General features: G+C 44.7%; 22 protein-coding genes and 4 pseudogenes. 3 read left to right on the forward strand and 23 right to left on the reverse strand.

Annotation, left to right across the window (positions count from 1 at the left end):
* Positions 1-142: 142 nt before the first annotated feature.
* Positions 143-469 (reverse strand): hypothetical protein, encoded by a 327-nt coding sequence (locus QFZ78_RS12895; RefSeq protein WP_307548017.1) that lies wholly within the window; start codon positions 467-469, stop codon positions 143-145.
* Positions 470-675: 206 nt separating this feature from the next.
* Between QFZ78_RS12895 and QFZ78_RS12900 the strand changes: the two genes are divergently transcribed.
* Positions 676-1,095: a hypothetical protein gene (locus QFZ78_RS12900; protein ID WP_307548019.1), complete on the forward strand. Its 420-nt coding sequence runs from the start codon at positions 676-678 to the stop codon at positions 1,093-1,095.
* Positions 1,096-1,208: 113 nt separating this feature from the next.
* On the opposite strand, the gene QFZ78_RS12905 is transcribed toward QFZ78_RS12900, so the two are convergent.
* The 15 genes and pseudogenes from QFZ78_RS12905 to QFZ78_RS12970 all read right to left on the reverse strand — a co-directional run bounded on the left by QFZ78_RS12905 (position 1,209) and on the right by QFZ78_RS12970 (position 18,064).
* Positions 1,209-1,769 (reverse strand): hypothetical protein, encoded by a 561-nt coding sequence (locus tag QFZ78_RS12905; RefSeq protein ID WP_307548021.1) that lies wholly within the window; start codon positions 1,767-1,769, stop codon positions 1,209-1,211.
* A gap of 899 nt (positions 1,770-2,668) precedes the next feature.
* Positions 2,669-2,983 carry an SMI1/KNR4 family protein gene (locus QFZ78_RS12910; protein ID WP_307548023.1) on the reverse strand — a complete coding sequence of 105 codons (315 nt, stop codon included), beginning with the start codon at positions 2,981-2,983 and terminating at the stop codon, positions 2,669-2,671.
* A gap of 282 nt (positions 2,984-3,265) precedes the next feature.
* Entirely contained in the window at positions 3,266-3,787 is a 522-nt protein-coding gene (locus QFZ78_RS12915) for a CBO0543 family protein (protein WP_307548024.1), read from the reverse strand.
* A 391-nt stretch (positions 3,788-4,178) separates the two neighbouring features.
* Entirely contained in the window at positions 4,179-5,432 is a 1,254-nt protein-coding gene (locus QFZ78_RS12920; protein ID WP_307548025.1) for a serpin family protein, read from the reverse strand.
* Positions 5,433-5,606: 174 nt separating this feature from the next.
* Positions 5,607-6,104, reverse strand: a complete 498-nt coding sequence (locus QFZ78_RS12925) for a VanZ family protein (protein ID WP_307548026.1) — start codon at positions 6,102-6,104, stop codon at positions 5,607-5,609.
* Between the two features lie 255 nt (positions 6,105-6,359).
* Positions 6,360-6,497, reverse strand: coding sequence for a DUF6985 domain-containing protein (locus QFZ78_RS38550; RefSeq protein ID WP_373460022.1), 138 nt, complete (start codon positions 6,495-6,497; stop codon positions 6,360-6,362).
* 267 nt (positions 6,498-6,764) lie between these two features.
* Positions 6,765-7,442 (reverse strand): GNAT family N-acetyltransferase, encoded by a 678-nt coding sequence (locus QFZ78_RS12930; protein ID WP_307548027.1) that lies wholly within the window; start codon positions 7,440-7,442, stop codon positions 6,765-6,767.
* Between the two features lie 648 nt (positions 7,443-8,090).
* Complete coding sequence (gene ltrA, locus QFZ78_RS12935; RefSeq protein WP_307548029.1) at positions 8,091-9,143, reverse strand: group II intron reverse transcriptase/maturase; 1,053 nt, start codon at positions 9,141-9,143, stop codon at positions 8,091-8,093.
* A 31-nt stretch (positions 9,144-9,174) separates the two neighbouring features.
* Positions 9,175-9,830: pseudogene (locus tag QFZ78_RS12940) on the reverse strand (DUF4317 family protein); the annotation flags it as partial.
* Between the two features lie 89 nt (positions 9,831-9,919).
* Positions 9,920-11,515, reverse strand: coding sequence for a response regulator transcription factor (locus QFZ78_RS12945; protein ID WP_307548031.1), 1,596 nt, complete (start codon positions 11,513-11,515; stop codon positions 9,920-9,922).
* 2 nt (positions 11,516-11,517) lie between these two features.
* Complete coding sequence (locus QFZ78_RS12950) at positions 11,518-13,302, reverse strand: cache domain-containing sensor histidine kinase (protein WP_307548032.1); 1,785 nt, start codon at positions 13,300-13,302, stop codon at positions 11,518-11,520.
* A 113-nt stretch (positions 13,303-13,415) separates the two neighbouring features.
* Positions 13,416-15,119 (reverse strand): type 2 periplasmic-binding domain-containing protein, encoded by a 1,704-nt coding sequence (locus QFZ78_RS12955; protein WP_307548033.1) that lies wholly within the window; start codon positions 15,117-15,119, stop codon positions 13,416-13,418.
* A gap of 62 nt (positions 15,120-15,181) precedes the next feature.
* Positions 15,182-16,078, reverse strand: coding sequence for a carbohydrate ABC transporter permease (locus QFZ78_RS12960; protein ID WP_307548034.1), 897 nt, complete (start codon positions 16,076-16,078; stop codon positions 15,182-15,184).
* Positions 16,079-16,081: 3 nt separating this feature from the next.
* Positions 16,082-16,975, reverse strand: a complete 894-nt coding sequence (locus QFZ78_RS12965; RefSeq protein ID WP_307548035.1) for an ABC transporter permease — start codon at positions 16,973-16,975, stop codon at positions 16,082-16,084.
* A 99-nt stretch (positions 16,976-17,074) separates the two neighbouring features.
* Positions 17,075-18,064 carry a glycoside hydrolase family 31 protein gene (locus QFZ78_RS12970; RefSeq protein WP_307555652.1) on the reverse strand — a complete coding sequence of 330 codons (990 nt, stop codon included), beginning with the start codon at positions 18,062-18,064 and terminating at the stop codon, positions 17,075-17,077.
* A 20-nt stretch (positions 18,065-18,084) separates the two neighbouring features.
* Here QFZ78_RS12970 and QFZ78_RS12975 point away from each other — a divergent pair.
* Positions 18,085-18,177, forward strand: a pseudogene (locus QFZ78_RS12975) (IS3 family transposase); the annotation flags it as partial.
* Between the two features lie 175 nt (positions 18,178-18,352).
* Here the strand turns inward: QFZ78_RS12975 and QFZ78_RS12980 are convergent.
* The 3 genes from QFZ78_RS12980 to QFZ78_RS12990 all read right to left on the reverse strand — a co-directional run bounded on the left by QFZ78_RS12980 (position 18,353) and on the right by QFZ78_RS12990 (position 21,013).
* On the reverse strand, positions 18,353-19,516 hold the full coding sequence (locus QFZ78_RS12980) for a DUF4317 domain-containing protein (protein WP_307548036.1): 1,164 nt from the start codon (positions 19,514-19,516) through the stop codon (positions 18,353-18,355).
* Positions 19,517-19,994: 478 nt separating this feature from the next.
* Positions 19,995-20,174: an adenylyl-sulfate kinase gene (locus QFZ78_RS12985; protein WP_307548037.1), complete on the reverse strand. Its 180-nt coding sequence runs from the start codon at positions 20,172-20,174 to the stop codon at positions 19,995-19,997.
* On the reverse strand, positions 20,171-21,013 hold the full coding sequence (locus QFZ78_RS12990) for a sulfotransferase (protein ID WP_307548038.1): 843 nt from the start codon (positions 21,011-21,013) through the stop codon (positions 20,171-20,173). Before QFZ78_RS12990 ends, QFZ78_RS12985 begins: the two co-directional genes overlap by 4 nt.
* Positions 21,014-21,255: 242 nt before the next feature.
* Between QFZ78_RS12990 and QFZ78_RS38555 the strand changes: the two are divergent.
* A pseudogene (locus tag QFZ78_RS38555) lies at positions 21,256-21,474 on the forward strand (glycoside hydrolase family 97 C-terminal domain-containing protein); the annotation flags it as partial.
* 4 nt (positions 21,475-21,478) lie between these two features.
* Here QFZ78_RS38555 and QFZ78_RS12995 read toward each other — a convergent pair.
* The 4 genes and pseudogenes from QFZ78_RS12995 to QFZ78_RS13010 all read right to left on the reverse strand — a co-directional run bounded on the left by QFZ78_RS12995 (position 21,479) and on the right by QFZ78_RS13010 (position 23,834).
* A complete protein-coding gene (locus QFZ78_RS12995) occupies positions 21,479-21,604 on the reverse strand; it encodes a hypothetical protein (protein WP_307548040.1) in 126 nt (41 codons plus the stop codon).
* Between the two features lie 115 nt (positions 21,605-21,719).
* Positions 21,720-22,301: a glycoside hydrolase family 97 N-terminal domain-containing protein gene (locus QFZ78_RS13000; protein ID WP_307548041.1), complete on the reverse strand. Its 582-nt coding sequence runs from the start codon at positions 22,299-22,301 to the stop codon at positions 21,720-21,722.
* A 382-nt stretch (positions 22,302-22,683) separates the two neighbouring features.
* A pseudogene (locus tag QFZ78_RS13005) lies at positions 22,684-23,296 on the reverse strand (SDR family oxidoreductase).
* A 298-nt stretch (positions 23,297-23,594) separates the two neighbouring features.
* Positions 23,595-23,834, reverse strand: coding sequence for a hypothetical protein (locus tag QFZ78_RS13010; protein WP_307548043.1), 240 nt, complete (start codon positions 23,832-23,834; stop codon positions 23,595-23,597).
* Positions 23,835-24,053: the final 219 nt, after the last annotated feature.

Here is a 24,053-nt window from a genome sequence, read left to right on the forward strand (position 1 = left end):
AGAGCTGCTTATTTAATTCAAGATGTTTCCATGTTATCCTGCCCGTTAGCGGAGCGAACAGACTAAAAAATAAATCATTAACAACTGCACCAAATGAACCCGTCTGCTCCCTGGTTTGTTTGAACTATCGTTCTGCGTTAGTTCAAAAATTGATCTTTTCGTTTAGCTTTTCATTGAAAACTTGATAATAAATCTCATGCTTCTCTGGAAGTCGCATTTTTAAGTAATCCCAAAACCATTTTTCATCAAATTCGTCTGGTCTGTTAACAAGCAAATCGGGTAAGTCATGGAACACATCAGCAATATTGTTTATTTCAATCATATTAATTTTAGCCTGGACCCAAGATGCAGGATTCCACCATTTAATACGATGAGTATAAGAAGCGCTCCGAATATCTAAGAGAGCACAATAAAATAAATATGTATAAGCTCTTTCCTTTAAAATCTCCGTATTTAACCACTCCCTCATGTCAATCTCATTATGGTTTTCTTCAGCTATCGTTAAACTCTCGTTCCCAGTTAGCTTAACAAGTACTTTATTTCAAGTTGGCACGAACATGCTTCAAGCCTAAAAATTCCCTATAAGTTTTACCCTCCAAATTAGATCCAATTAAACGTTAACACTTTCCTCCGTAGGCGAATATCATATCCCGATAATATTAAAGGAGGGATAAAGTGTTACCAATTTCTAACCCAGGTATGATGGATGTTAGCCCATCCATGATGAATTCCAAGTCAGGTATGACAAATGTCTCACCTATTGGTGGAGATATGAAGTCCTTATGTCAGAGGTACATGAATTATCATGTAATCGCACAAACAACTAGTGGACAGCAATTTGATGGGATTATCGATGGTATGGATGACGAAGGCATTACTATGTTGGTTCCTGAAGATGTAGACGGCGATGAACGCCAATTTACGAATGGGTACGGTCAAAACGGATATGGTCGAAGAAGATATCGAAGATTTCGCCGGCAGCGGTTCCCGTATCAATTCCTACTTCCGTTTTTAACACCGTATCCATACTATTACCCGCCCTATCCTTATCCATATCCTTACTATCCTGGTAATGGGTACGGTGGAGGATATTAAAAAAATGAACCTTATGGGGATTTTTCCATAAGGTTCATTTTTTCATGTTGAACTTTTTATTACTAACGTTCCTCGTTAGTTGAATAGCATTTTCCAATTGAATTTCTATTTGTTTATTCATAACCACCCTCAGCTTTGGGTAATTCTTTATAAGAATCCTTACCCGCAACTATATGTTGGATGAATGTTCGTAATCCTAGTAGTTGCTTTGCATCGCTCGTTACGTCACAATTTTTATCTGACCAAGTAAATGTTTTTGTTTCTCCATCTACACTAATTTTCCAACTGTCTTCATTATAGGGGATGCTAGAACAATTCTTGTTAGTTGGTACCAACTCTTTCGTTCCCATGATATTTATCTCTCTCATATTCTCATAAATGCTGCGCATCTCTTCTAAGGTAAAAGTGATTTTTGCTGTTATATCTCCGTTCATTATCAAATCTTTTGTAACCGTATCTTGATAGGTATTGATTTCATTTTTAGTAATTTCACCATATCCGAAACGAACCGCGAAATCGAAATCGGTGGGCATTACTTTTGGCATTTTGTTCTGTTGCGCAACAGCTTCCTTTTTCTGATTCTCGATATTAGAGCTTGCCGCCAAATCTGTTTCCGTACTACAAGCAGTAATTATAAATGGTAATACAAATAACAATGAGCATAGTTGTTTCATTTTAAACACCCCTCCAATTATTTCCAAGTAAATATATAGACGAAAATGGGAGACAATTGTTGCACTATCAAACTGCCCGTTACTTCAATGAGAAAGAGGAGCTGCATCACTGCAAGCTCCTCCACTATCGTTCTGCGTTAGTTGAGCGCTGGGTCCTTTCAAAGAAAAAATTGCTATGGTCGTACTACCACCCATCGCATTAGGTGTCCTTCATGAAGAGACCCACTGCCCCTAAAATTACACCAACAATAACAAGAAAAAACTCATAATCATGACCAACTATACCAGAAGTATCTAGGTATGAAGCTACAACGACACACAATATTCCTAACGCCATTATCTTTATACCAATATTCAAATTATTCCTCCACATTCACAAAATTAAATACTTAGAACCGCGTCTTTCGGGAGATGCCATTGGCGCAGGAGCCCATCATCTCCACGGTATCTTCGTGTTTTACTGTTTGAATGTTGTGAGCTGATTGGTAAATATAGGGTATAATAGTACCCCGCTTAATCTTGCGTTAACCTGCCCCGCTTTTTGCTCATTATTACCAAAACTCAATATTAACATTACTGCCCTTTAGCTGAACAAGCTGCCAATGATGCCGGCAGCCTGTTGATGTGTAACTATCGTTCCTCACTAGTTGAACAAGATGTCTTGAATCCGTATTAACCTCTTAGTCGGTAATAGTTCTCAGCATCATATATAGACCAGTTCCAAAACTTTGCACCTTGACTCATGATGAAACGGTCAAACCACAATTCAAAGTTCATCAATAAGGGGCGTGACTCTTGGAAGTGGTCAATATGCCCTTTGACCATTAAGTAATTATTACTTCCTTCGTTATAAGCATCTAAATTAATCACAATATTATCCTGATAAATGTAAGCGATCTTCAAATAGCCTTCATTTGGTTCCTCGTACGTAGCCTGGTGTATATCTTGCCATGCATATAACCGCCATATTGAGGATCATCAAATAAAGAACAACCATTACATATTGTGAGGAAATTGTAATAGTCTTCGGGGAGTTTGAATCCTAAGCTTTTCTGAAAACTTATTAGATCTTCTGCTATAGCAGGCATGTTAAATTTACATGTGGTCTTTGCTCTGTTACCCTCTTGTAACTGTATATCTAATAAGCCGTTCCCCTCGAGTAGTCTTTGTTTAAGGGAGGATATTGTCTTATGAATTATTTCTCCTTGTTTCATCAAGTCCTCCTAAGATTTTAAAACAATATGGTTTGTTCCAATTCTAACATATTTCCCCACTATCCTGCCCGTTAGCTCAATGACGCATCGTTGGGCCCATGCTTTCCGGCACATCCTTCGCATAAATCACAACCTGCATTTCCTACAGGTAATTACCTCATTTCACCCCGATTCCAAGCCATATCGCTCAAATGACCTGCATGTTGTGCAGAACAACTGCCTTCTGCCATCAATTCCTTACAAATCACATGCACTTTTTGCATCTAGATCAGCTATAGGGCGCTACGATCCCCTAAGCTCAATTGGCACATTCACCGGAACCTTGAACAGCACCACCCAGAAGACCGTAAGCACAGCTGAAACTAAATACGCCAGCAGGGGCTTCACCGAGAAAAGTCTCAACATAGGAAACATCGTGCAGTCAAATAACAAGGACCACCAAAACCCCCAGCCATATTGATACTGAATTCGCCCGAACATATGCAAAACGTATTCTGTACCGCCGTAAATGAGTTCCCATTGGATATAGTGAAAGACGACCTTCATCCGACCCTCTGGATAGTTCGTTAGGAATAGCAGCGCTGTAGCCGGGAAAACAATAAAGGTATAGATCATTTCGGTTATACTATGACTAAGGGAAAAGTCAGGCATTAACTGCCATAACAGATGGTTGGCACAGAGATAGTGGTACAGTAAGTTCCCCAGCGCAAAGTACATCATGGTCGAATGATACTTCTTCCAGTTCCGCCAATCCCCCCACCGATAAGCTGCCCCAATGATGATGAAACCTATTACAAAGTGCATAGAAGTTCCCCTTGTCATATCAAATTTACACAAAGGTCATTATTACCATAATTTACCTATCTATGCACACAATAGAAAAGAGAGCTACTTGCCAGCCCTCTCATCCTAAACTGTCTTGCTGTTCGTTGAAAATAAAGTTTTAGACTGGAGTTGCTGATCCCACGCGGGTTTTAGAATTACAAAATCGGCAGCCTTCGTAAAATAAGTTTTAGACTGACCCCAATAAAAGAAACAGCGGCAGCCTTGGACGAGAAAATAAAGTCCTAGACTACCACTGTTTTAATGAGCTATCGTTCCTCGTTAGTTTAATAAACACCTTATCTACCAAGCAAAAACAGACACTCTCCTCAGTTGATGTGGAGTAACACGTTGCAGTTTTAAGTACGGGCGTTTATGGTTCGACCACGGACCCTACAAAAAGCCATGCACCGGTCTGGCGGTCTTCAATTGCGAAAAAGAACGGCCGGTTTATCGTCACCTGGAACGGTTCATCGATTGGTGCTGAAGCCCCTGCCATATGTACCGAAGTGACCGCAGCTGCCTCCGTTCCTTTTTCATTGACCTCGATGAACGTTTTGTGTGTTACCGCACTGATGAAAAGGTTGGGCGGAACAGGGGCCATGCCGGAAAAATCTGCATGGACTTCGTCAAAGGGCAGTGTCATGCCCATGGCCTTGAGCGGTTCTTTCAACTTTTCGCTGTATTCGATCTTCAAACGGGGAAGCTTGATTTCACCCCGGTTCGACTGGAACGATTTGTGCCAGCGGTTGGGATCCGTCCAAAGCTTGTCATGGAGAGCACCCAGTGAAGAAGATTCATCCGGAAGAATGACCAGCATGTCCATCTGTCCCTCTCCGTAAGGTAAGCGAATGGCTTGAAATTCCTCTTCCTGCAAATATTCATAGGAGCCTGACTGCGTCATCATCTGCACTTGCTTGGTGGAACCGTCCTGCAGTTTGAAGCTTTCTTCTTTCGTTGCAGAAGGTTGGAATTCCTTTTTCCACCCGCCATTGAAATAGACCGCATTCATCAGGATCAAAACTTCCATGGGATCGATGGATTCGATCATCTCGGGAATTTTTCCGTTGGTATTCTTGTTTACCCAGTCATTGATCGTGTCAGGAGCTTTGGGACTGTTGAAATCGAGCTCAGTTACTTTCGCGTCGTAAAACGCCTGATTGGTTTTCGTAAAATCACTGTGAAACGGTTTTCCTTTACGTGTCCAAAGCGAGTTGGCAATACGCACTTGAGCGTCGCTGCCCGGCTGCTGCAAAAGGGAGATAAGCGTCTCGTTGCCCCGATTCATTTCATCCAGGGACATGCCTTGCCAGCCCAACGTTTTGGCCATTGAGACTTGCGTTTCCCCCTTACTTCCGTTGTAAGTCATGGCGAGCGCCAAAGAAATGCTGGTCGGCGAAATGAATATGTTTTTCTTCTTGTTCTGCTCCGTTTGGACCAGTTGCCGATGGAGCTGCATGCCGAACTCGTTGCTTGCTTTGACGATACGCACATCAACTCCGGCCGCTGCGACTTGTCGTTTTTCCAATGAAATCGAATTTCCAGAAGAATTAGCACACGCAGTCACAATCAGTACCAGCAGTATGCCAGCCGCAAGAAGTTTACTTTTTCTAAAATTATCTTTCATTTCGGAACCCCCTGTCATTCATATGCTTATTAGACGAGGAATCTTTGCATAATGTTCCATGCAACCGATTTGATTTGTGCTTGTATAGAAGAGCCTTCACGGCTAGAGGACTCCCACCGGATGCCGTTATGAAGCTATCGTTCTGCGTTAAGATAATGACTTAAGACGAGAGCCTTACAATTGTTTAATTCCAACATACTTGCCATACAACCTAAAAACACAGTACCCGAGTAGGCCTCCAGAGGTATTCAGGATCAGATCATCCACATCAAAATTTCCAATGGAAAAAAAGACCTGCAAGCATTCCAAGAGTATGCTCATTCCCAGTGATTGGATAAATACTCCAATAAGCGAAATCGTTTTGCTTTTAGACAATAATAAAAGGAAAATTCCATACGGCATGAATGCCAAGATATTCCCGACCAAATTGATTACTTCATGACTTGACGGACTTAGAACGGTATCGGAAATTGTTTTAAGCGGAATAAAATTACCATACTGCATTCGGTGCATACTATACTCAGGATTTTCCAGATTTTTCTGCAGTCGATGCCAAAGAAAGTCTATATCAATCGAGCCGTACTTAAATAAAATGACTCTAAATAAGGTAAGCATGTATAAGGCAAACAGTCCTGGCACCACAAGGCGATTCATTAGTTTCGTTAGATTCATTGTTCTCGTCCTCACTCCTCCTTACCTCTTCTAATAAGGATAAGGAAAACTGTTTAATAAAAAGTGGGGTATTTATAAAATTTTTCTTAAATTTCATACTTCTGAATCAAGAATGTACCCAGTACGCGATTTTAGAACTTTTGGTACACTAAACTGCCCATTATTTCAATGAAAAAGAGCAGATGCCAGCGCGGCAAACTGCTCCATTATTTTTCAACTAACGTTTCCCGAGGGACCGTAATGAAGTGAGAAATTCTAAAGCACGATATCTTGGAAACCTACTTCTGACAGATTTTCATTTTCGAATTTTACCGCTACTCCAAGTGAGGATTCCCATTTTGAATCAAATAACAACCCAACAGTCCTTCTATTTCTTGGGAACATACGAATCACTACAATGAAGGTCGAATTCTATTTCTCCAAAGACTTCATGGTTTATCATTGCTTCGCCACCCTATCAAAAGTAAATAATTAGCTATTATCACAAATGCTGCTCGTTAGCATAGAAACACAGCCAATCGTAAATGGTCGGCTGTCGCGGTGTAAGCTATAGTACCCGTTAGTAATAGATTAGCTTTTCTAAATGATACGGGTTACCGTGCTATCTGTAACGACAAGTTTTAAGACCATGTGGGATGGTCTTTCTTTTTGATCTAAACCTTAATATATTGAAATGTCCGTTCCATAAAGGTGAAGACGGAGGCGTTTTGCAATAGACTGGGAAGAATAATTATCCCATGATGTACTATATAAAGGGATCCTTCGAGACCGTCGTATCGCTTGAGCCCACGAGGACGTTACGCGCATCGCATATCCTTTACCTCGATAATCTTTCAATGTCTCGACTCCGGCCTCTGCCGCCCTATCACTACTTCTTGCGCTAAAACAGACAGATACAGCCATGTTGTTTTCCGTCACCATAAAACAAGGTCCTCGAAACTTCAGTTCCGATAATAGACTAGGAAACCCTGGTTCCAAACAGTATTTATTGTCTTCAGTGACCAATGTGGCGTCTGTGTAATCCTTTACGATTTCTTGAAAAGCAAAAGCCGGCCCCATCCATATGCCTTTAATTCCTCTGTCCTTTTCCAATGCCCGAATAACATTAGCAAGTTGCTCGGTTGAATCACTCTGACCCATGAATTGCAGGATGTCATGGACTAAGCGATCTGGTGTGTCGCTGCGGAATCTTACAATGCTGCCAGCATCGGTCTGTCCCCAAAAAAATCGAGGAGCAGACTGGTTCGTAGGTTCATTAATCGTTGTGATACGTCCAGCATAATCATGAATATAGAGAACTTCAGCTTGAATGCTCATTAGTTCCAAATGATTGCACAAAAATTTACCTCCTCTATTGTTTATCCTTCACCCTTTCCCTGTACAATTTAATTATCATCAAAGATCACTCGCTCTCACCATAATCTGTATCGAGGATATCATCTTTCCAAAGCAGTTTAAACGGTCTTTTTTTTTCATTTCAACAAAAAAACTTGCCGTTACTTGTGATAAGGTTCACCGTGGTTAATCTTGAACTATGTTGCCCGTTATTTCAACAGACAACGGCAGCCGATTGTGTGCCAGCTGCCGTCAAGTCGTGATTGAACTATAGTTCCTCGTTAGCTTAGTCAAGGTTCGCGAGATTGTTCATGTATTTTAAGAAAAAAGAAACCGAGACAATAATTGCGAAAATAACTCTTAATAGCTTTGTTCTCGTTGATTTTCTTTTAAGAAATAAAAGGGCAGAAAGAAAATATATAAATACCCCCAATAGGAAAGCCGTGATTGCTACAAAAGGAACTCCCCAGAGAACCAAAATTAATTCCCCCTTTATTTTTTAATAGACGCATAAAAACTAATCATAGTTGCATTATCCTCCCGTTACTTGACTAGAGTAAAGGGCTGAATATTCAGCCCCTCCTCATCAAACCGTACATGAAGTTTTCCCTCATACGGCTTTCCGATGTTCTTCAATCATGAGCATGCGGATTACAACAACGTTTTAAGCCCCATTTGTCTGGCAATATATTTAACTTCTTGAAATGAACCTATCCATCTATTTCTTTGTCTTTTCTTAGCATACCAACGGGTTAACCTTTGCAGTATGTACCAGTCCAACTTCGCTAATTTCCTATGGCTGTAGGTCGTGTGGTAGTAATTTCTCCATCCTTGAATTTTAGGATTGAGCCATCCTACCTGTTCCTCAAAAGAGCGTGAACGTGAACTCGGTGGTGCAAGTCTTTCTTTAACCACTTCCCGTATGCGTTCTTCTGCCTTTTTCGTTAACCACTGTTGCGTTGTGAAATACACGTTGCCTTGGGATGTTTCTGCTTTTGTTTTCCGATGGTGCATGCCTAGAAAGTCGAATCCTTCGTCTCCTATCCACAAGCCTACTATGCGTGTTTTGGTGGGGTGTAAGGTGAGTTCTAAACGCTCCATAATCGTAACGATGAGTTTGTACGCATGGTCCGCTTCTTTCTTCGTCTTGCAAACTACAACCATGTCGTCTGCGTACCGTGTCAACTCACCTACTCCTTTTCCATGTTTCTCCCACATTTGGTCGAAGTAGTTGAGGTAGATATTTGCCAGTAACGGCGAGATGACGCCACCTTGTGGTGTGCCTAAGTCGGAGCGTCTTACCGATCCTTCTTCCATAACTCCCGCTTGTAGCCACTTCCTAATTAACTTCAATATCCGCCTGTCATTGATGCGCATTTGCACCAGTTTCATTAGCTTGTCTTGGTTAATGTTGTCGAAGTAGCCTTGGATATCGATGTCGACTACCCAATTCCCTTTACGGTTGCAGGCTTTACGGATTCGGTCTAGTGCTCCCTTTGCACCACGTTTCGGGCGAAATCCGAAGGATGTTTCATGAAAATCCGCTTCAAAGATGGGTTCAATCATTAGTTTTGTTGCCATTTGTACGACTCGGTCTCGAACCGTCGGTATTCCGAGCGGTCTTTGTTTTCCATCCTTTTTAGGAATGTATCGACGTCTCACTGGATCAGGATGGTATGTACTTAACAAAACTGAGCACGCCAATTGCGCCGTCTGCGTGAACGTTTTCCCTACTCTACAACGTCTCCGTACTGAGCGTAAATCCTTCGATCACGGCATCTTCGTCGACCTCGATCAAGATACATCGTTTTCCTTGATAATTCACCTGTTTCACGTACTTTAAATCTTGCGGACTGACTGAAATCGTGGCGATCTTCGTATCAATCTTAATCGATTTCGAATTGAACTTCGGAATGACGCTGCTTGCTTTGAGTTCATAGTTTTTGTTGTCGACGACCGTTTGAAACGCTCGTTCCACCTTTTCCATCGTCACGTTCTCCACGCCGCTCACCGTTAGCATGCGTTCCACATCTTTATAGTCCAACTTTGGAGGTTCCTCCTCCTCGTTAGTCTCAATGACCCGATGAATTTCCTCGTACACGTGAGCGATCGTTGAAGCGTCGAGCTGATCTCCCGCCACTTCTTTCACGATTTCCTCAAAAATGGCTCTCTCTTCTTGCGCCGTCACGGTCTTCTCGGCATTCAAAACTTGCTCGATGAAATGCAAATTCGGTTCGTTGGCTTTACCCGGCAATACAGAATGCGATTCATGTCGGAATAGTTGTCCGTCACACTTGGGTAGAAAAAACTTTGCTCCGGCGAGTTCAATTTAATGATCGGATCTACGAAGACATTATACTTGAATTCCCGCTCGACGTAATCAAACATGAGGCATTGCTATAAATCGCTTCGATCCTATGGACAAGACGCTCCGGCTTCCGACTCGCACGATCGCGCAAAGAGTGCCAAGCTTTTGATCGTCAGCGGTAATATCGGTCCCGATATTCCTGAGGTGTGCAGCCCTCATTCTTCTTGAATTGATAGGTGAAGTAAGCGGGAGTCTGAAAGCCGACTCGCTCGGCTGCCTCGTAAATCTTGATTGTCGGGTCTTGAAGCAATTCCTTCGCTTTTTTCATTCGTAAGCCCTTAACATAGTCGGAGATCGTCTGCCCCGTTTCCTTCTTGAACAATACGCTTAAATGTCCTGCGCTGAGATGAAACATGTCTGCCAACTGCTTGACCGTCACGCTGATCGGCAGCTGATCTTCAATGTAGGAGGCGATGCGATGGATGAGGTGATGCTGCTGAATGGTTCGCTCTTTCCCCGCAAGCGCGAGAGCTGAGTCGATATATTCGAGAACGATGTTCTTCAGCGAACCGACCGTTTTACACTCCAAAAGCCGATGCCAGGCACGGTTACTTAGATTAGTGAGCGCTTCCATATCATGCCACAGCTTACGTGATAACTCGCCCATCAGACTTATACTGAAAGACCGGATATAAGCGAACGAGTGGGCATTGGCTTCCAACTCCTCAAACGCCCGTCCGACTTCATCTACTAGCCGATCCGGCTCATCGCTTTCTGCGAGCGTGAGCAAGCCCGGAAGCATGATTTCGCGCAGCCTAAAGTCCTCGTAAGCCTTTCGCTCCGTTCTCCCGACATGCACGAGCTGGCCGCTCCCGCTCTGCAGAGCATCGGCGATTGTATACTTTACCTCTCGCAAGAGCTGCCCGATCTCTGTCCATACACATCCTCCCCGACTGATGCCGATCGTAACTGGCACTTGGTAGGTATTTCGCATATAGTCCTGAATGAAGCTCATTTGTTTGTCGATCCAGCTCCTCATTTCGGCCGTCGGATTGACCAGAATGGCTGCGACCCCGTCAGGTCTAAGCTTCGAAACCAGAACGAAACCCATATCTTGTAGGGCTACAGAAACCGATTGCAGAAGAGCAGAATTCAGCATAAGCCGACTTTTAGCATCATTGCCGGATAAGATATAGTCATCGATCGCAACTACAATGAGCTGAATTCCCTCCGTCAAGCTGGGGAGATTTAGAAGATGGCACCATGAGGCCAGCATGTCACCTTCCATAGTCTCATCTTCCAGTAATTCAATAATGAATGACTCCTTAAGCAACTCCTGACTGCCAGACACCATCGCTTTGAGCCGTAATGTCTGTTCGTTGATTTGTTTAATTTGCTCCAAAGTTTGTCGAAACACGGTTAGTTTACGCTCAATTTCCCCTAGCTTAAGAGGCTTCAGCACATACCCTTGTGCCCCCACTTCAATGGCTTCCTGTGCAAATTCGAATTCATTGTAACCGCTGATGATCAGAATCTGAATTTCCGGATGAATCGACTTGGCAGCGGCAGCGAGCTCTATACCGTTCATGCCGGGCATGGATACATCGGTGATCAGCACATCGATTTTATTGTCTTGCAGTAATGAGATTGCCGATTCGCCTGTTTCCGCGGCAAGTGGAATGGTGTAACCGAGACTCGTCCAAGGGATATGCCGTATTAGCCCCTGAACATGAGATGGCTCGTCATCTACAATGAGTGCTTGCAACATAATTATCCCTCCCTTTGAATGTGCGGCTTGTCCGTACAGGCAGGCAGCCCGATTGTGACTACCGTCCCTGCTTCAGGTGTACTTTCGATCTTCAGTTTACCGGCTTCGCCAAAATATAAATGAAGACGTTCGCTTATATTCGAAAGCCCGAATCCATTGCCATTTCCCGCTTTTTCTCCGTTCCGAATGAGTGCCAGCGTGAAAGGGTCCATGCCAATACCATTATCTCTCACTTGGAAACGGACCTCGTTATTGCATCGCTTGATACTAATGGCAATACAGGCGTCGGGACGCGTAAAGATTCGCCCGTGAATGTAGGCATTTTCAACGATAGGCTGCAAGATCAGCTTGATCGAATACAAGTCCAAAACATCCTCATCCAGCTCCCAGTGGGCGCGAACACGTCCCGGATAGCGAAGCTGTTGAATATCCAGATAGGCCCGTACATGCTCGAGCTCATTCCTGATTAATGTAACGTTAGATTTGTTATCCAGCGCAAATCGATAAAAGGTCGTCAAGGCCTCGATGGTCTCCACCTGAATCTGATCCCCTTGATCAAGAGCCCGCCACTGAAGCAAACTAAGCGAATTATAGATAAAATGCGGATTGATCTGCGCTTGAAGGGCCTGAAACGACGACTCTTTCTCTTTTAATTTGGCACTGCTGAGCATGTCAACCAAGTTCCCGAGGCGGCCGGTCATCTGATTAAACATGATTTCGAGGTCCCCGACCTCGTCCCTGCTCCGACTCTGGACCGATACATCGAAATCCCCCTCGGCGATATCGCTCATCCGGTCGCCTAACTTGCGAATACGCAAAACGACGTTCTTCAGTACGATCAAGACAAGGAACGTAGAGAGGAAAAGGAAGAAAACCGTGATGGCCACGTTGCTGTACACGGTCACCGCCGATTGATTCTCCAAATGCCGCATCTGAATTAGCGCGGCGACTTTCCATTCTCCGTTTAAGCGGCGGACCGTAAAATAATCGCCTCCGTCCATGATGCTCTCGGCGCGGTCAACGCTTGCCCAGAGCTTGGACAGCGCGGTATCCGAGGCAGGTTCGCCGATCATAGAACGATCCGAGGCTGCGACAATTCGATCGTGCTCGTCCAAGAGATACAAGCTTCCCGAGCCAGTAAAGGGGCTATCCATCAACTCGCCGAATACGATGTCATAATCCAGGAGCATATAGATGGCACCTAAGAAATTCCCGCTAGCATTCGTTATTTTTCTCGAAACGATCAGATGCGCGTTGTCCCCCGGTACGTTAGACCATTGTAGTACGAATGGCGAGTTCAGGACACTGTGGTACCAGGACATCTCGTCCACACCTGCCAATGATCTGTCGGCCGGCTTCCACAGCAGCCCTCCGTCTTCAACGAAGGTAGCGTTGGCATGATAAATCCGAAAGTCTACGATTCCGGGCAAATACCGGCTCATGAGCGTGAACGAACGGTCAACGTAATTAGCGGACTCAAGCTGTTCAGACATATTCTCATAGGTACGGGCCAGCCTGGAAATGAGTTCACCGTCCGTACCCGCCCGGTTAGCAAGAAGATCGTAGCTTTGTTTCCGGAACTCGACGCTCTGTGACGTCTGCCTTACTGCTTCATTGATCGTGAGCATATAGTTGGCTCTAACGTTTTGAAGAGCCAGATACCCAGCGCCCACTCCAAAAAATATCGTAGGAATGAAAACGACCAGTCCATAAAAGACGACAATTTTGCCGCGAAGCTTCATGGTTCGGGTCAGACGAATGATGTGTCTCTCAATCCAAAGTCGCATTAGTCATTCTCCCATTCTTCTGCCCGGTGGTTACACAGCCGTGAAACTGCAAAGGGAGCAACCCTTTTGAGGGGCTGCTCCACTGTATTAAGCATAAAGTGTCGAATTCCTTCTTACTTGTTGTTCATCTCTTGGTACAGTTTACTCCACTCTTGCTTGAGTTCGCTCCAGTGTGCGCGTTTCTCTAGTGCGGAAGTGAAATCTTTCCAAGCCTGCTCGAATTGTGCATCGTCCTTAGCCATCATCAACTTAGCCCGATACTCTTTATACACATTACCTAGCTCCGGTAAATATTTTTCCCAAGCGCCTCCAGCCTTGACCTTCACCATGTCGTAATCCTTAGCAACTCGGGTTGAGCCAAATTGACCGATCTGCTGGGAAAACTGTGCTGTTTTTGCCTGTCCCGCATGGTCATTCTCTCCGTAGGTCCACCAGGCGTACCACTGGTTGCTGAAGTTCGAAGTCATCCAAAGCTCTGGCGTCAATTGCGCTTTCTTGGCCGGATCGCCCGCGTTGCGCAGCTCTTTGTATTTAGGGTCTATGAACTTCCACTTGCCGTTAGGCTGGTCAATCCAACCCCAGTATTTGCCGACAGGCCCCTCATTGACGATATGGTTCATCTCCGGTTTCGGCGTTAATGTATAATTATAAAACTTGAGAATGGCATCCAGGTTCTTCGTGTTTTTGCTGATATACGTATCGAAGACCGGATACGGGTTAACGATTTGAGTGGCGCCAAGCTGGGCAACGCCTTCTACTTGAGGGAACGGAATCGGTTTATAATACCAGCCAGGCGCAGTCGGACCATCCAACTGCTCCCATAATGACCCGTCGAAATTCCAGAAGCTTCCGATGTTCATCGCATACCGGCCGCTTTTGTTCTTTTCTTTATACCTTTCTTTTTTATCGGTAAGAGCCTCAGGATCGATGAGCCCTTTGCGATACATGCTGTTCATCCACTTATAACCGGCTTTGAACCCTGGATTGTCATACTGAAAGATAAAGTTCTCGCCTTCTTTTTGTACCGGAGTAACACCTCCCGCCGAAGCGACCGTCACGCCGAAAGTAGCCAGGACAGTATTCTCGTCGCTTGCGTCCGTTAGAATGCCAGCCGGCAGGATCCGCTTGCCCGATTCATCCTTCAATTGAGCTGCCTTCTCCAAATAGGTCCCTACGCCCTTAAGCGTCTTGAGGTCGTTCTCCGTCATTCCGACTTTCTCAAGGATATCCGTTCGAATAAACCATGCGTTGGAAGACCAGCCCGGCCAAGGCGCGGACGGATTTGTATCGAACCATGAGGGAATCGACCAAATATGTCCGTCAGCATCCTTCATCTGATCCAGATATTCCTTCGGAATGGATGCCAGATTCGGATACTTCTCGGGCATGTTAAAGTACTTCTCGAGCGGCTGAACGAGGTTGGAACGCTTCATGGCATCATTGACAACCTGATTCCTATCAAAGATAGCCGCGTCTTCAAAGCCGCCCGTATTCAGCTTAAGGTTAAGCGCAGTGACGGCGTCCCCCTGCGTGGCTTCAACCTGAACATCAACCCCCGGTTCTACTGTTCTCCAATATTGCTGGATCAAGCTTTCGTTGTTAACCGTTGCCGACTTGCCCAACCAAAGCTTTAAGCGGCTGGAACTCGCCACATCCGTCGAGTTTTTCGGGCTTGCCGAACTCGTCCCCGTTCCAGCGCTGTTCTGTCCGGCAGCTGCATTGCCGTTGCTGTTGTTTGAGCAACCGGCCGCCAGGACCAACAGAGCTGCCGAGGTGAGTGCAATTGTGCTTTTGATACCAACTGTTTTGAACTTCATGTTCTGCCTCCCTTTTAATCCTAAAACTGTTTGGTATATGGTAGAAGCCTAATACCCTAGTGTTAACCCTTGACCGAACCGATCATTACGCCTTTGACAAAATATTTCTGGAGGAAAGGATAGACGGTAAGAATCGGTAGCGCGCTGATCATAACGGTGGCCATTTTAACCGACATCAACGTGATATCATTCAACATGGAGCCACGAGCGAGTGCCTCCTGATTTTGATTGGAGCTCAGAATGGCTGACAGGTCTTGGGCTGACAGCAGCTGTTGCAGGAACGTCTGAACAGGGATCAAATTCTGGTCGCTGACAAAAAAGGCTCCAGAGAACCAATCGTTCCAATGACCCACGGCCGTAAAGAGTCCAAGCGCCGCAAGCATGGGTTTCGAAAGCGGTATGATAATCTGAATCAGTATCCTGAGCGGACCGGCACCGTCCAGTTCGGCGGATTCGATCATCGCTTCGGGAATGCCCTGTATGAATTTCTGCATGACGAACATATTCCACGCTGAGAATAGAGCAGGGATGATATAAACCCAAAAGGTATTGGTCAGTCCGAGCTTAAACAGCTGGATGTAGAAAGGGACCAATCCGCCATTGAAAAGCATGGTGATGAGGATATAGGCCAGAATGCCGCTTCGAAACGGAAGCTGCTTATACGATAACCCGTATGCTGCCGCAAGCGTGACGGCAAGCCCGCCAATCGTGCCGATAACCGTTCTTGCGATCGTGACCAGATAGGCACTTCGGATCACCTCGTTACCCAGAACGATTTCATAATTGATCCAAGTAAACGAACGAGGCCAGAGGTATACGCCGCCTCGTGCGGCATCCGAGCCGGAATTGAGCGAGATCGCCAGCATATAGAGAAATGGGTAAAGAATTGAAAGGCACAACAGTGCCAGCAGGAAAATGATAAGCCCCTGTCCCGCCCGTTCAAGCGCAGTCGCTTTCATCCGTCACCACAGCCCCTCTTCGTTGATTTTCTTGGAGATCGAGTTCGTCATCACTACGAGAAGGAGACTAATGACCGAGAGCACCAAACCGACAGCGGTAGCCATGCCGAAATAGCCTTGCTGGAGCCCATTGCGAAGTACGTAGGTATCGAGAACATCCGCAACCTCCTGATTCGCCGAATTCATCATCGGATAGATCTGATCCATTCCCACACTGATTAGACTCGGAATGCTTAAAATCAGAACAATCGAGATCGTTGGTAGGATTCCCGGCAGCGTAATGTGGCGTATCTGTGCGATTTTGCCCGCACCTTCGACTTTCGCAGCTTCATAAAGCTGCGGATCGATCGTGGAGATCGCCGCCAGGTAGAGTATGGTGTTCCAGCCGACTTCTTTCCACAACCCGCTCGAAACAATCATGGGGCGGAACCATTCCGTTGAGCCCAGGAAGAAGATTGGCTCTCCCCCCAACCGTCCGATTAAATCGTTTACAAATCCGCCGTCCAGGGTCAGAAAAGACTGCAGGATATAGGCCACTACGATCCAGGAGAAAAAGTGCGGTAAATAGCTGACCGACTGTACAAACCGCTTATAGGCCGGGTGTGTAACCTCATTAATCATAAGAGCGAGAAGAATCGGCATCGGAAATCCGAAAACGAATTTCAGAACCGAAATATACAGGGTGTTCTGAACAACTTTCCAGAATTGCGGATCATGAACGAAAGAGAAATTGTCCAGACCCACCCAGTGACTTCCCCAAATAGATGACCCAATCGTAAAGTCCTTGAACGCGATTTGGATGCCCGCCATCGGGACATAATTGAATAGAAAAAGCAACACAACTGCCGGCAAAATCATGAGGTACTGCCAGCGATATTTATATACCTTTGTGATCATACGCCCCCTCCTTGTCTGTATCTTTATTCTACTTATGGTTCAGATGAAGGGATACCTAACAACGATTAGATTTATATCGATTTGATAAGATGTTTGTCGTTAGCAGAATTGAAGCGTTATATTCGGCGGAACCATGGCAGCCTGGAAAGCTTCCGGGAATACATAGGACATGTGCCGCATGATCGGCTCGCCTGTCTTAGAAGCATATCGAGCCAACTCCGCAATCTCGGGTCCCATACGGCAGTGGAGTTTTGCCGCTTCAATACACCACGTTAAATTCGGTTCATCGAGTACCCTCCATGGCGCCGTGGAAAATTGCATCATAGGAAACAGTGCCGAGCATTGCGCGTAACGAACAAAGAATTCGCCATCCACTTGGAAGTCAGACCGAATTAATTCCTCATACTGACCACCTCCGACCATGTCGGGGCAGTTGAATGCGTATCCGATTATTCCTTGCGCAAGGCCATTCGGAATCAAACTGGCAAGCCCGTCTAAACCCCAACTATGGTTTTTGTCGCTCAATCGCTGCACAAGCGGCTGCCCCTCGAGCTTCCAACAGGCTCGGTATTCGTTGAAGGCAAATTGAAGACCTAGACGTGCCCAAGCTTCGGACTGATCGTTTGGCGTCACCGGTCGTGCTCTGATGTCATCCGGTTTGTAGTACTGAGGGTCCCCGGCATCCAGTTTAAATCCATCAACCCCATATGTTTCGATAAGCCGTTCCAATTCCCTCAAAAACCAGCTCATCGCCTCGGGATTCGTACCGTCCAAAATACCACTGAACCCATTCCACCATTCGCGAACAACCGGCTTCCCATCCGCACTCCTCAGAAGGTACGCTTGTTTTCGCAAGAAGCGAAATACTTCTCCGTCAGGGCTGATGAACGGGCAGACCCAAAGCATCACGCGGAATCCAAGCTCATGCAGCCGATCGTTCATGGCCTTAGGGTCAGGAAACCTGCCTTGGTGAAATGCAAGAGTTCCATAGTCTTCGTGCCAATTGTCGTCATCAGAATACCCGGCGGAAGCCCGTGTGCGACGATCGCTTCGGCATAAGCCAACACCTTCTCCTGCGTCGGATGGTATTCAAAATAGAATTGGAAAAGTACATCGAATACTACAATCACAAGCGGATTAAAGCAAAATTAAAAGGCAAGAGCCCGGTACAGTACCGAACTCTTGCCGTCAAAGCTGCCTAACTATATAGTGTCTAACTTTTTGGGTTCAGTTCAAACCCGCGTGGCACCGTTACTGTTGTTCCAGAATTGATTAGAATTTTCTATGCACCGTGGCGAAATTGACGGTTTGTTGCAGAATTCGTTAGAAAAAATATTTTAACCTTTCAACTGCACATTCGTATAAGTTTTCCCTACTCTACAACGTCTCCGTACTGAGCGTAAATCCTTCGATCACGGCGTCTTCGTCGACCTCGATCAAGATACATCGTTTTCCTTGATAATTCACCTGTTTCACGTACTTTAAATCTTGCGGACTGACTGAAATCGTGGCGATCTTCGTATCAATCTTAATCGATTTCGAATTGAACTTCGGAATGACGCTGCTTGCTTTGAGTTCATAGTTTTTGTTGTCGACGACCGTTTGAAACGCTCGTTCCACCTTTTCCATCGTCACGTTCTCCACGCCGCTCACCGTTAGCATGCGTTCCACATCTTTATAGTCCAATTTCGGAGGCTCCTCCTCCTCGTTAGTCTCAATGACCCGATGAATTTCCTCGTACACGTGAGCGATCGTTGAAGCGTCGAGCTGATCTCCCGCCACTTCTTTCACGATTTCCTCAAAAATGGCTCTCTCTTCTTGCGCCGTCACGGTCTTCTCGGCATTCAAAACTTGCTCGATGAAATGCAAATTCGGTTCGTTGGCTTTACCCGTGCAATACAGAATGCGATTCATGTCGGAATAGTTGTCCGTCACACTTGGGTAGAAAAAACCTTGCTCCGGCGAGTTCAATTTAATGATCGGATCTACGAAGACATTATACTTGAATTCCCGCTCGACGTAATCAAACATGAGGGTTTTCCGCTGTTGCTCAGTGGAATTCACACTGCACAGAATGAACGGATTCGCGAACATCTCGTCCTTTTCGCTCTCCTCAGCTTCTTCATTCCTGATCTTGGTCGGCTTAAAATATTGTCCGTGGACGAAAGTAATGACCGTATCCCGTTCATATTTGGTATCCGCCAACATTTTCTCCACCAACAGGAGCATCAGATCTTGCCATTCTTCTGGATTACCGGTCACTAGACCTTGATGGAGAAGCACCTGTGAAGGCGTCTCCGCTTCCTCCTGAAACTTTAACTCGAACATCTTCTGATCCAATTCGCCGGTCAACAGTTTTTTGAAATTGGCCATATATAGTTCCTGCTTCTCCCTGTCCAATAGGGCGAACGGCTGACGCTCGTAATGATAGATCTCGTTGCTTTCCTTCATGATATACACGTTAAGAATGTTGAAAATTTCAAGCATGTCGTGATCCAACTTAAGCTGCTTGCGAATATGTGCGAGTTCTTTCTTTATCATGGTCCTTCAGACGCTCCTATGAAGTAAAATAGCCTTACTAGTACTAACGATTGAATTAAAAATTTGTTACGGATGATTTGCCTTCCTGAGTGTTCACATCAAAACAAAAGCTCTTCATGAGAAGGGCTTCCACCGTTACTTCCCTTTATTTCCGTTCCAAACTTAGAGTGAATAGCACTCCACATGTCTCGTAATTGGTTTAATAACTCTACTTTTGAAGACTTGGATAAACTACTTCCTGTATATTAATGCATTATTATAGATTTCTCAACAATTTTGAGAATCTATCCTCACTAATTCTGAAAATTTTTTCAAAAATTATGACAACAAACACACAAAAAAGAAAATGTGTGGCGGCATATTTATTGAGAATTTAGATGTTAAAAACCTTGATATATCAAGCCACGGTTTCATAATTAGTGAGAAAATGAATGAAATGAGTTGGTCAAAACAATCAAAATATTCATAATTGTTGAGACTATCCGTAACCCTCCAACGAATAGCCGAGATCATGGCCAAAGGCTTCACGCAACATATCTCCATCGAGTAGAATGACTGGACGTCCGAGCAATAGTAGCTCCTGCTTGAGAAGCTTGCCTATCGTCGTTTTTCCTGCTCCTGCCAATCCTGTTATCCAATACACATGACCGCTATTCATATCGATACCAACATTTCATGTGACAACACGTGCACTTTCCTCTCATAAGGAATTTGAATGCTCATCTGCTTTCTAAGCAACTTACGGATGATCTTGTTGTTTGCTTTCAGCGTCAACTCATCCCTTGCGTACTCTTTCTCGAATGCAAACGGCAATTCAAGCAGATCTTCTATGGGCTTTTCCAAAGTTTCAGTTTCATCGTTGATTGGATAGCCCCATGAATCATACTTACTTCTTAGCATGATTCGAAAACGTAACTTATCGAATTGTGTCAATAGCTCATCGTAGGTCTTGGAGATCGTTCGTGTGGTGAACCCCGACAATACCTCCGATGTTAATGTGTTCCACCATTTCTTACCACCAAATGTGCTGATAAGCAGCGTATCGCTCCATCCGATGTCAAGACAACCACAAATTAGTTGCAAGGTTTCCAAGGAACGAGTATGCAAATCTTCTAGCCGGACCACATATGTACGTTCGATCCATTGTTCGTAAGCTGGAACTGCCTGAAATAATGAATATAGCTGATAACAGAGATTATAAACCGTGGCATGGCCCGAACGAAGCTGATAATTCATTGCAGATGCGAATGCAATGACCGGATCCCGAACGGCATGTATTAGCTTTGCAGCGGGGAACAGTTGCACTAGTCTCCTTGTTTGCTCAATATTCGTACCGAAATGAATGCCCCCCTCCACAATAACGGGAATGCCTTTTTTGAAATCGTATTTTCGGCCAAGTGCCTGTGCTGCCGCCAGTTGTATGGCCTGATACAAGAATCTCTCATCCGGGATATCCCGGACAGCATGTACAATCTCGGTAAAGTGAGCGGCGAACAATAGAATTCCCCCAATATAAGGTCGGTAAACATACCAGTTAAGGCTCCCACAATTAATCCTCCTAGAAAGTCTTCAAAGGGGGACAAACAGATAGAGCAAGCTTTATGACTCATAGAAACGACGGATATGAAGGGAAAGCTGATGAGTCGCTTAAATTAACATCGGTAGTCGTATGGTATGAGTCAATTGGAATATCAGGGGAAATCGGAGAATATGCAACCATTGACTGACGCAAGGGAAACGAATGGTTTATCGGTTGCATTACTAATGAGAAAGCTCGTAATGCGAAAATTCCGCTACATTATCTGGTTGATGTGATGCAATATGCCGCACAGATTTATGAAGATGTACCGGAACTTGATACACGTACAAAGGTCGAGATAGGCTCTACTGAAGTCACCAAAGATACAATTCTCGAGTTTCAATTGGAAAGCTCGGGAGGAGCAGCCATCTATTTATAACTTTTCAATTGTAACAAATATTCAGGATCGGAGGACTGACTGGCAGCTTCTCCCAGAATTCTATCTCCTGTTCGCCCTTCCAATCCGATGGCTTATCATACCAGAACATCATCTGTATCGGACTATACACAATAACGCCCCTTGCCAGCATATGAGCATGCGTCACTTTCAATCGTTTATCAAAATAGCAAAGCGTATAATCGCCATCGCGTCACTCTTGAGGCCCTACTTTAACAAACCCTAATTTAATGCCTGCTATCCCCCAATCTTTTAGGATCGATTGCTTTATTTGCCGAATCAAGCGATCCGTACCAGCCTCCATTAAAAAGAACATATTGGAAATGATGTTCTACACAAAAATCTCCTTCTACTCCATGCTCTTCCCATGACATACTTCCTTTGAGGAAAGTAAAACCTGTATCTTCCTGAGTAATTGTAAAATCCTTCAGTTTATCCTGCTCAGGTATAAAGTATTGAAAAGCTGTTCCCTCAGAATAAGCACGCAAACGGATTTCCATAATCCTCCCAAAGTCGTTTTCCACGCAGATTGTTGCCTCTTCGAGGCTTTCATCAACCTCAGCACGCTCACCGTATATCGGTTTCCACATTTCGTATCTTTTCGAAATAAGATGACCATAATGTCGGAGGAGGACAAGAACATAAATCGATAAAAGACTCCGTAAAACCACTTCAAATTCTTTCAAAATCTTATTGATGCGGGAGCGAGACAATCTTACAGCAGATTGGTCTAGGAAAAAATAATCCTCAATTTCATCCAGTAACCGTTTTTTGAATCGTTCCTGCTTTAATGCTTCATACCTTCTCATGTACTTCCGCATGATATTACTTATATACACCAGACGCTGTTTAGGGCCTTTCCCATGAACCAGAATATGTCTTCTTGCTACATCAGCGTTTTTGATATTACAACATAAACAAGAAAAAAAGCCATGGCTAGTTGCCTTGGCAGATTTAAATAAATGATGGTTTTCGATTGGTTACTTTCCCAACTCTTAACTTTTACATTACTCTTGTCCCCTCCATCAACTGATGGCCCAATGTTGTCACTTGAACTTATATCGTTATAATAAAAAATGCCACAACCGCTTATCATCAAGTTAGCTTCTATAGCATAATCCGAAGAACCATCTGCAAAACATTCTGGACTTGTTTCACGTCATTCGTAGCGCGCCATTCCCCTCCATTTCTCTAATATGCCGTCCAGCCACCGTCAGCAGCGATCACGGCCCCGTTAACAAAACGGGAATCTTCAGTAGCAAGGAATAGCGCAACGGTTGCAATCTCACTCGGATCGACCGCTTCACTTCGTTGTGTGCTTGAACCTTCCCTGAACGTCTGCATACCCGCCATATCAATATTGCCCATATAACTGCTAATATTTGTACGAACTCCGCCAGAAGCAATTGCGTTGCAACGGATACCCGATTTGGCATACGTATAGCCGACATTCTTAGTCAAACCAACGATGCCATGCTTGGCAGCTGTATAAGCGACGCCCCCCTTGCCACCGGTTATTCCAGCCGCAGATGCAATATTGACGATTACGCCACCACCTTGCTCGAGCATAAAAAGAAGTGTTTTGCGGATTGCCCGCATTGGGCCTATCAAATTGATATTGAGCACACGTTCCAATAGCCGTTCCACCAGCCTGATTGATGCCATCGACGACTGAAGCAATAGCTGCCTCATTCAAATCTGCCACCACAACCTTAGCACCCTCTTGTGCATATAGCTCTGCTATTGCTTTACCCACTCCGGACGCTGCTCCCGTTACAATGGCTACTTTGTTAAACCGTTTCATTCCTTGTTACCCCTCTAATGCGCTTTGCTTAGCGATGTTTCCCAAATGACCAGCACTCGGCCGATGCTCCCCATAAGAAACCCTCGGGAAATTGATGTATCAGAGCTATAATTCCTCCTTCAATCACGGTATCGTATCGAGTTCACCTTCATTTTATTACAATCCAAATAAGTTAACTAACAGTATTACGACTACTTGGCTAACGTTTTCACGACTTAATTGCATACAAAAAGACCTACTTGATAGCATATCAGCAGGTCTTTCGCATAACTGTTTTTTCGGTCATCCATTTCGACTACTACTCGCTTGGGATTCCATAATCATACAATAGTTTGCCGCACAACTGCTCGCTCAACGTTTGTTTTGTAGCGGGACCGATGACAACGAAGGCTTGTTGCTGACCGTTTCGACTTACTGGCATAACAATAAACTGTTCCATGAAATTGGTTTCATGAAGAACTGGACGCTGTATCCCATCCTTTTCTTGCGCGATCACAGAACGGAAAAACGCATATGCGTCAGTTTTAACAGGATGCATCGGCAGACCCGGTTTCCAGATCCATTCTTCATGTGTAGAAAAAAGTTACCTATTCCCCATAAATATGGATAATTTTGTTGGAGTTCTGAAATGCAAGAAACCAGCAAACTCAAAGGCGAAAGTTTGCTGGTTTTTCTGACATTATATTCTGTATCTCCATGATTATGTAAACCCATCGGCTTCAGGCTTAGCTTGTCGCAATCCAAAGTGTATTCTTGG

Source organism: Paenibacillus sp. V4I5 (assembly GCF_030817255.1).
Classification (GTDB): Bacteria; Bacillota; Bacilli; order Paenibacillales; family NBRC-103111; genus Paenibacillus_E.

Bases quoted from the DNA above. Each gene is read 5' to 3' on its own strand.
- QFZ78_RS12965 (WP_307548035.1), bottom strand. From the start codon at position 16,975: ATGATCACAAAGGTATATAAATATCGCTGGCAGTACCTCATGATTTTG.
- QFZ78_RS13010 (WP_307548043.1), bottom strand. From the start codon at position 23,834: ATGCATCCTGTTAAAACTGACGCATATGCGTTTTTCCGTTCTGTGATC.
- QFZ78_RS12960 (WP_307548034.1), bottom strand. From the start codon at position 16,078: ATGAAAGCGACTGCGCTTGAACGGGCGGGACAGGGGCTTATCATTTTC.
- QFZ78_RS12950 (WP_307548032.1), bottom strand. From the start codon at position 13,302: ATGCGACTTTGGATTGAGAGACACATCATTCGTCTGACCCGAACCATG.
- QFZ78_RS12925 (WP_307548026.1), bottom strand. From the start codon at position 6,104: ATGAATCTAACGAAACTAATGAATCGCCTTGTGGTGCCAGGACTGTTT.
- QFZ78_RS12895 (WP_307548017.1), bottom strand. From the start codon at position 469: ATGAGGGAGTGGTTAAATACGGAGATTTTAAAGGAAAGAGCTTATACA.
- QFZ78_RS12945 (WP_307548031.1), bottom strand. From the start codon at position 11,515: ATGTTGCAAGCACTCATTGTAGATGACGAGCCATCTCATGTTCAGGGG.
- QFZ78_RS12910 (WP_307548023.1), bottom strand. From the start codon at position 2,983: ATGAAACAAGGAGAAATAATTCATAAGACAATATCCTCCCTTAAACAA.
- QFZ78_RS12985 (WP_307548037.1), bottom strand. From the start codon at position 20,174: ATGAATAGCGGTCATGTGTATTGGATAACAGGATTGGCAGGAGCAGGA.
- QFZ78_RS12980 (WP_307548036.1), bottom strand. From the start codon at position 19,516: ATGATAAAGAAAGAACTCGCACATATTCGCAAGCAGCTTAAGTTGGAT.
- QFZ78_RS12920 (WP_307548025.1), bottom strand. From the start codon at position 5,432: ATGAAAGATAATTTTAGAAAAAGTAAACTTCTTGCGGCTGGCATACTG.
- QFZ78_RS13000 (WP_307548041.1), bottom strand. From the start codon at position 22,301: ATGAGAAGGTATGAAGCATTAAAGCAGGAACGATTCAAAAAACGGTTA.
- QFZ78_RS12915 (WP_307548024.1), bottom strand. From the start codon at position 3,787: ATGCACTTTGTAATAGGTTTCATCATCATTGGGGCAGCTTATCGGTGG.
- QFZ78_RS12905 (WP_307548021.1), bottom strand. From the start codon at position 1,769: ATGAAACAACTATGCTCATTGTTATTTGTATTACCATTTATAATTACT.
- QFZ78_RS12955 (WP_307548033.1), bottom strand. From the start codon at position 15,119: ATGAAGTTCAAAACAGTTGGTATCAAAAGCACAATTGCACTCACCTCG.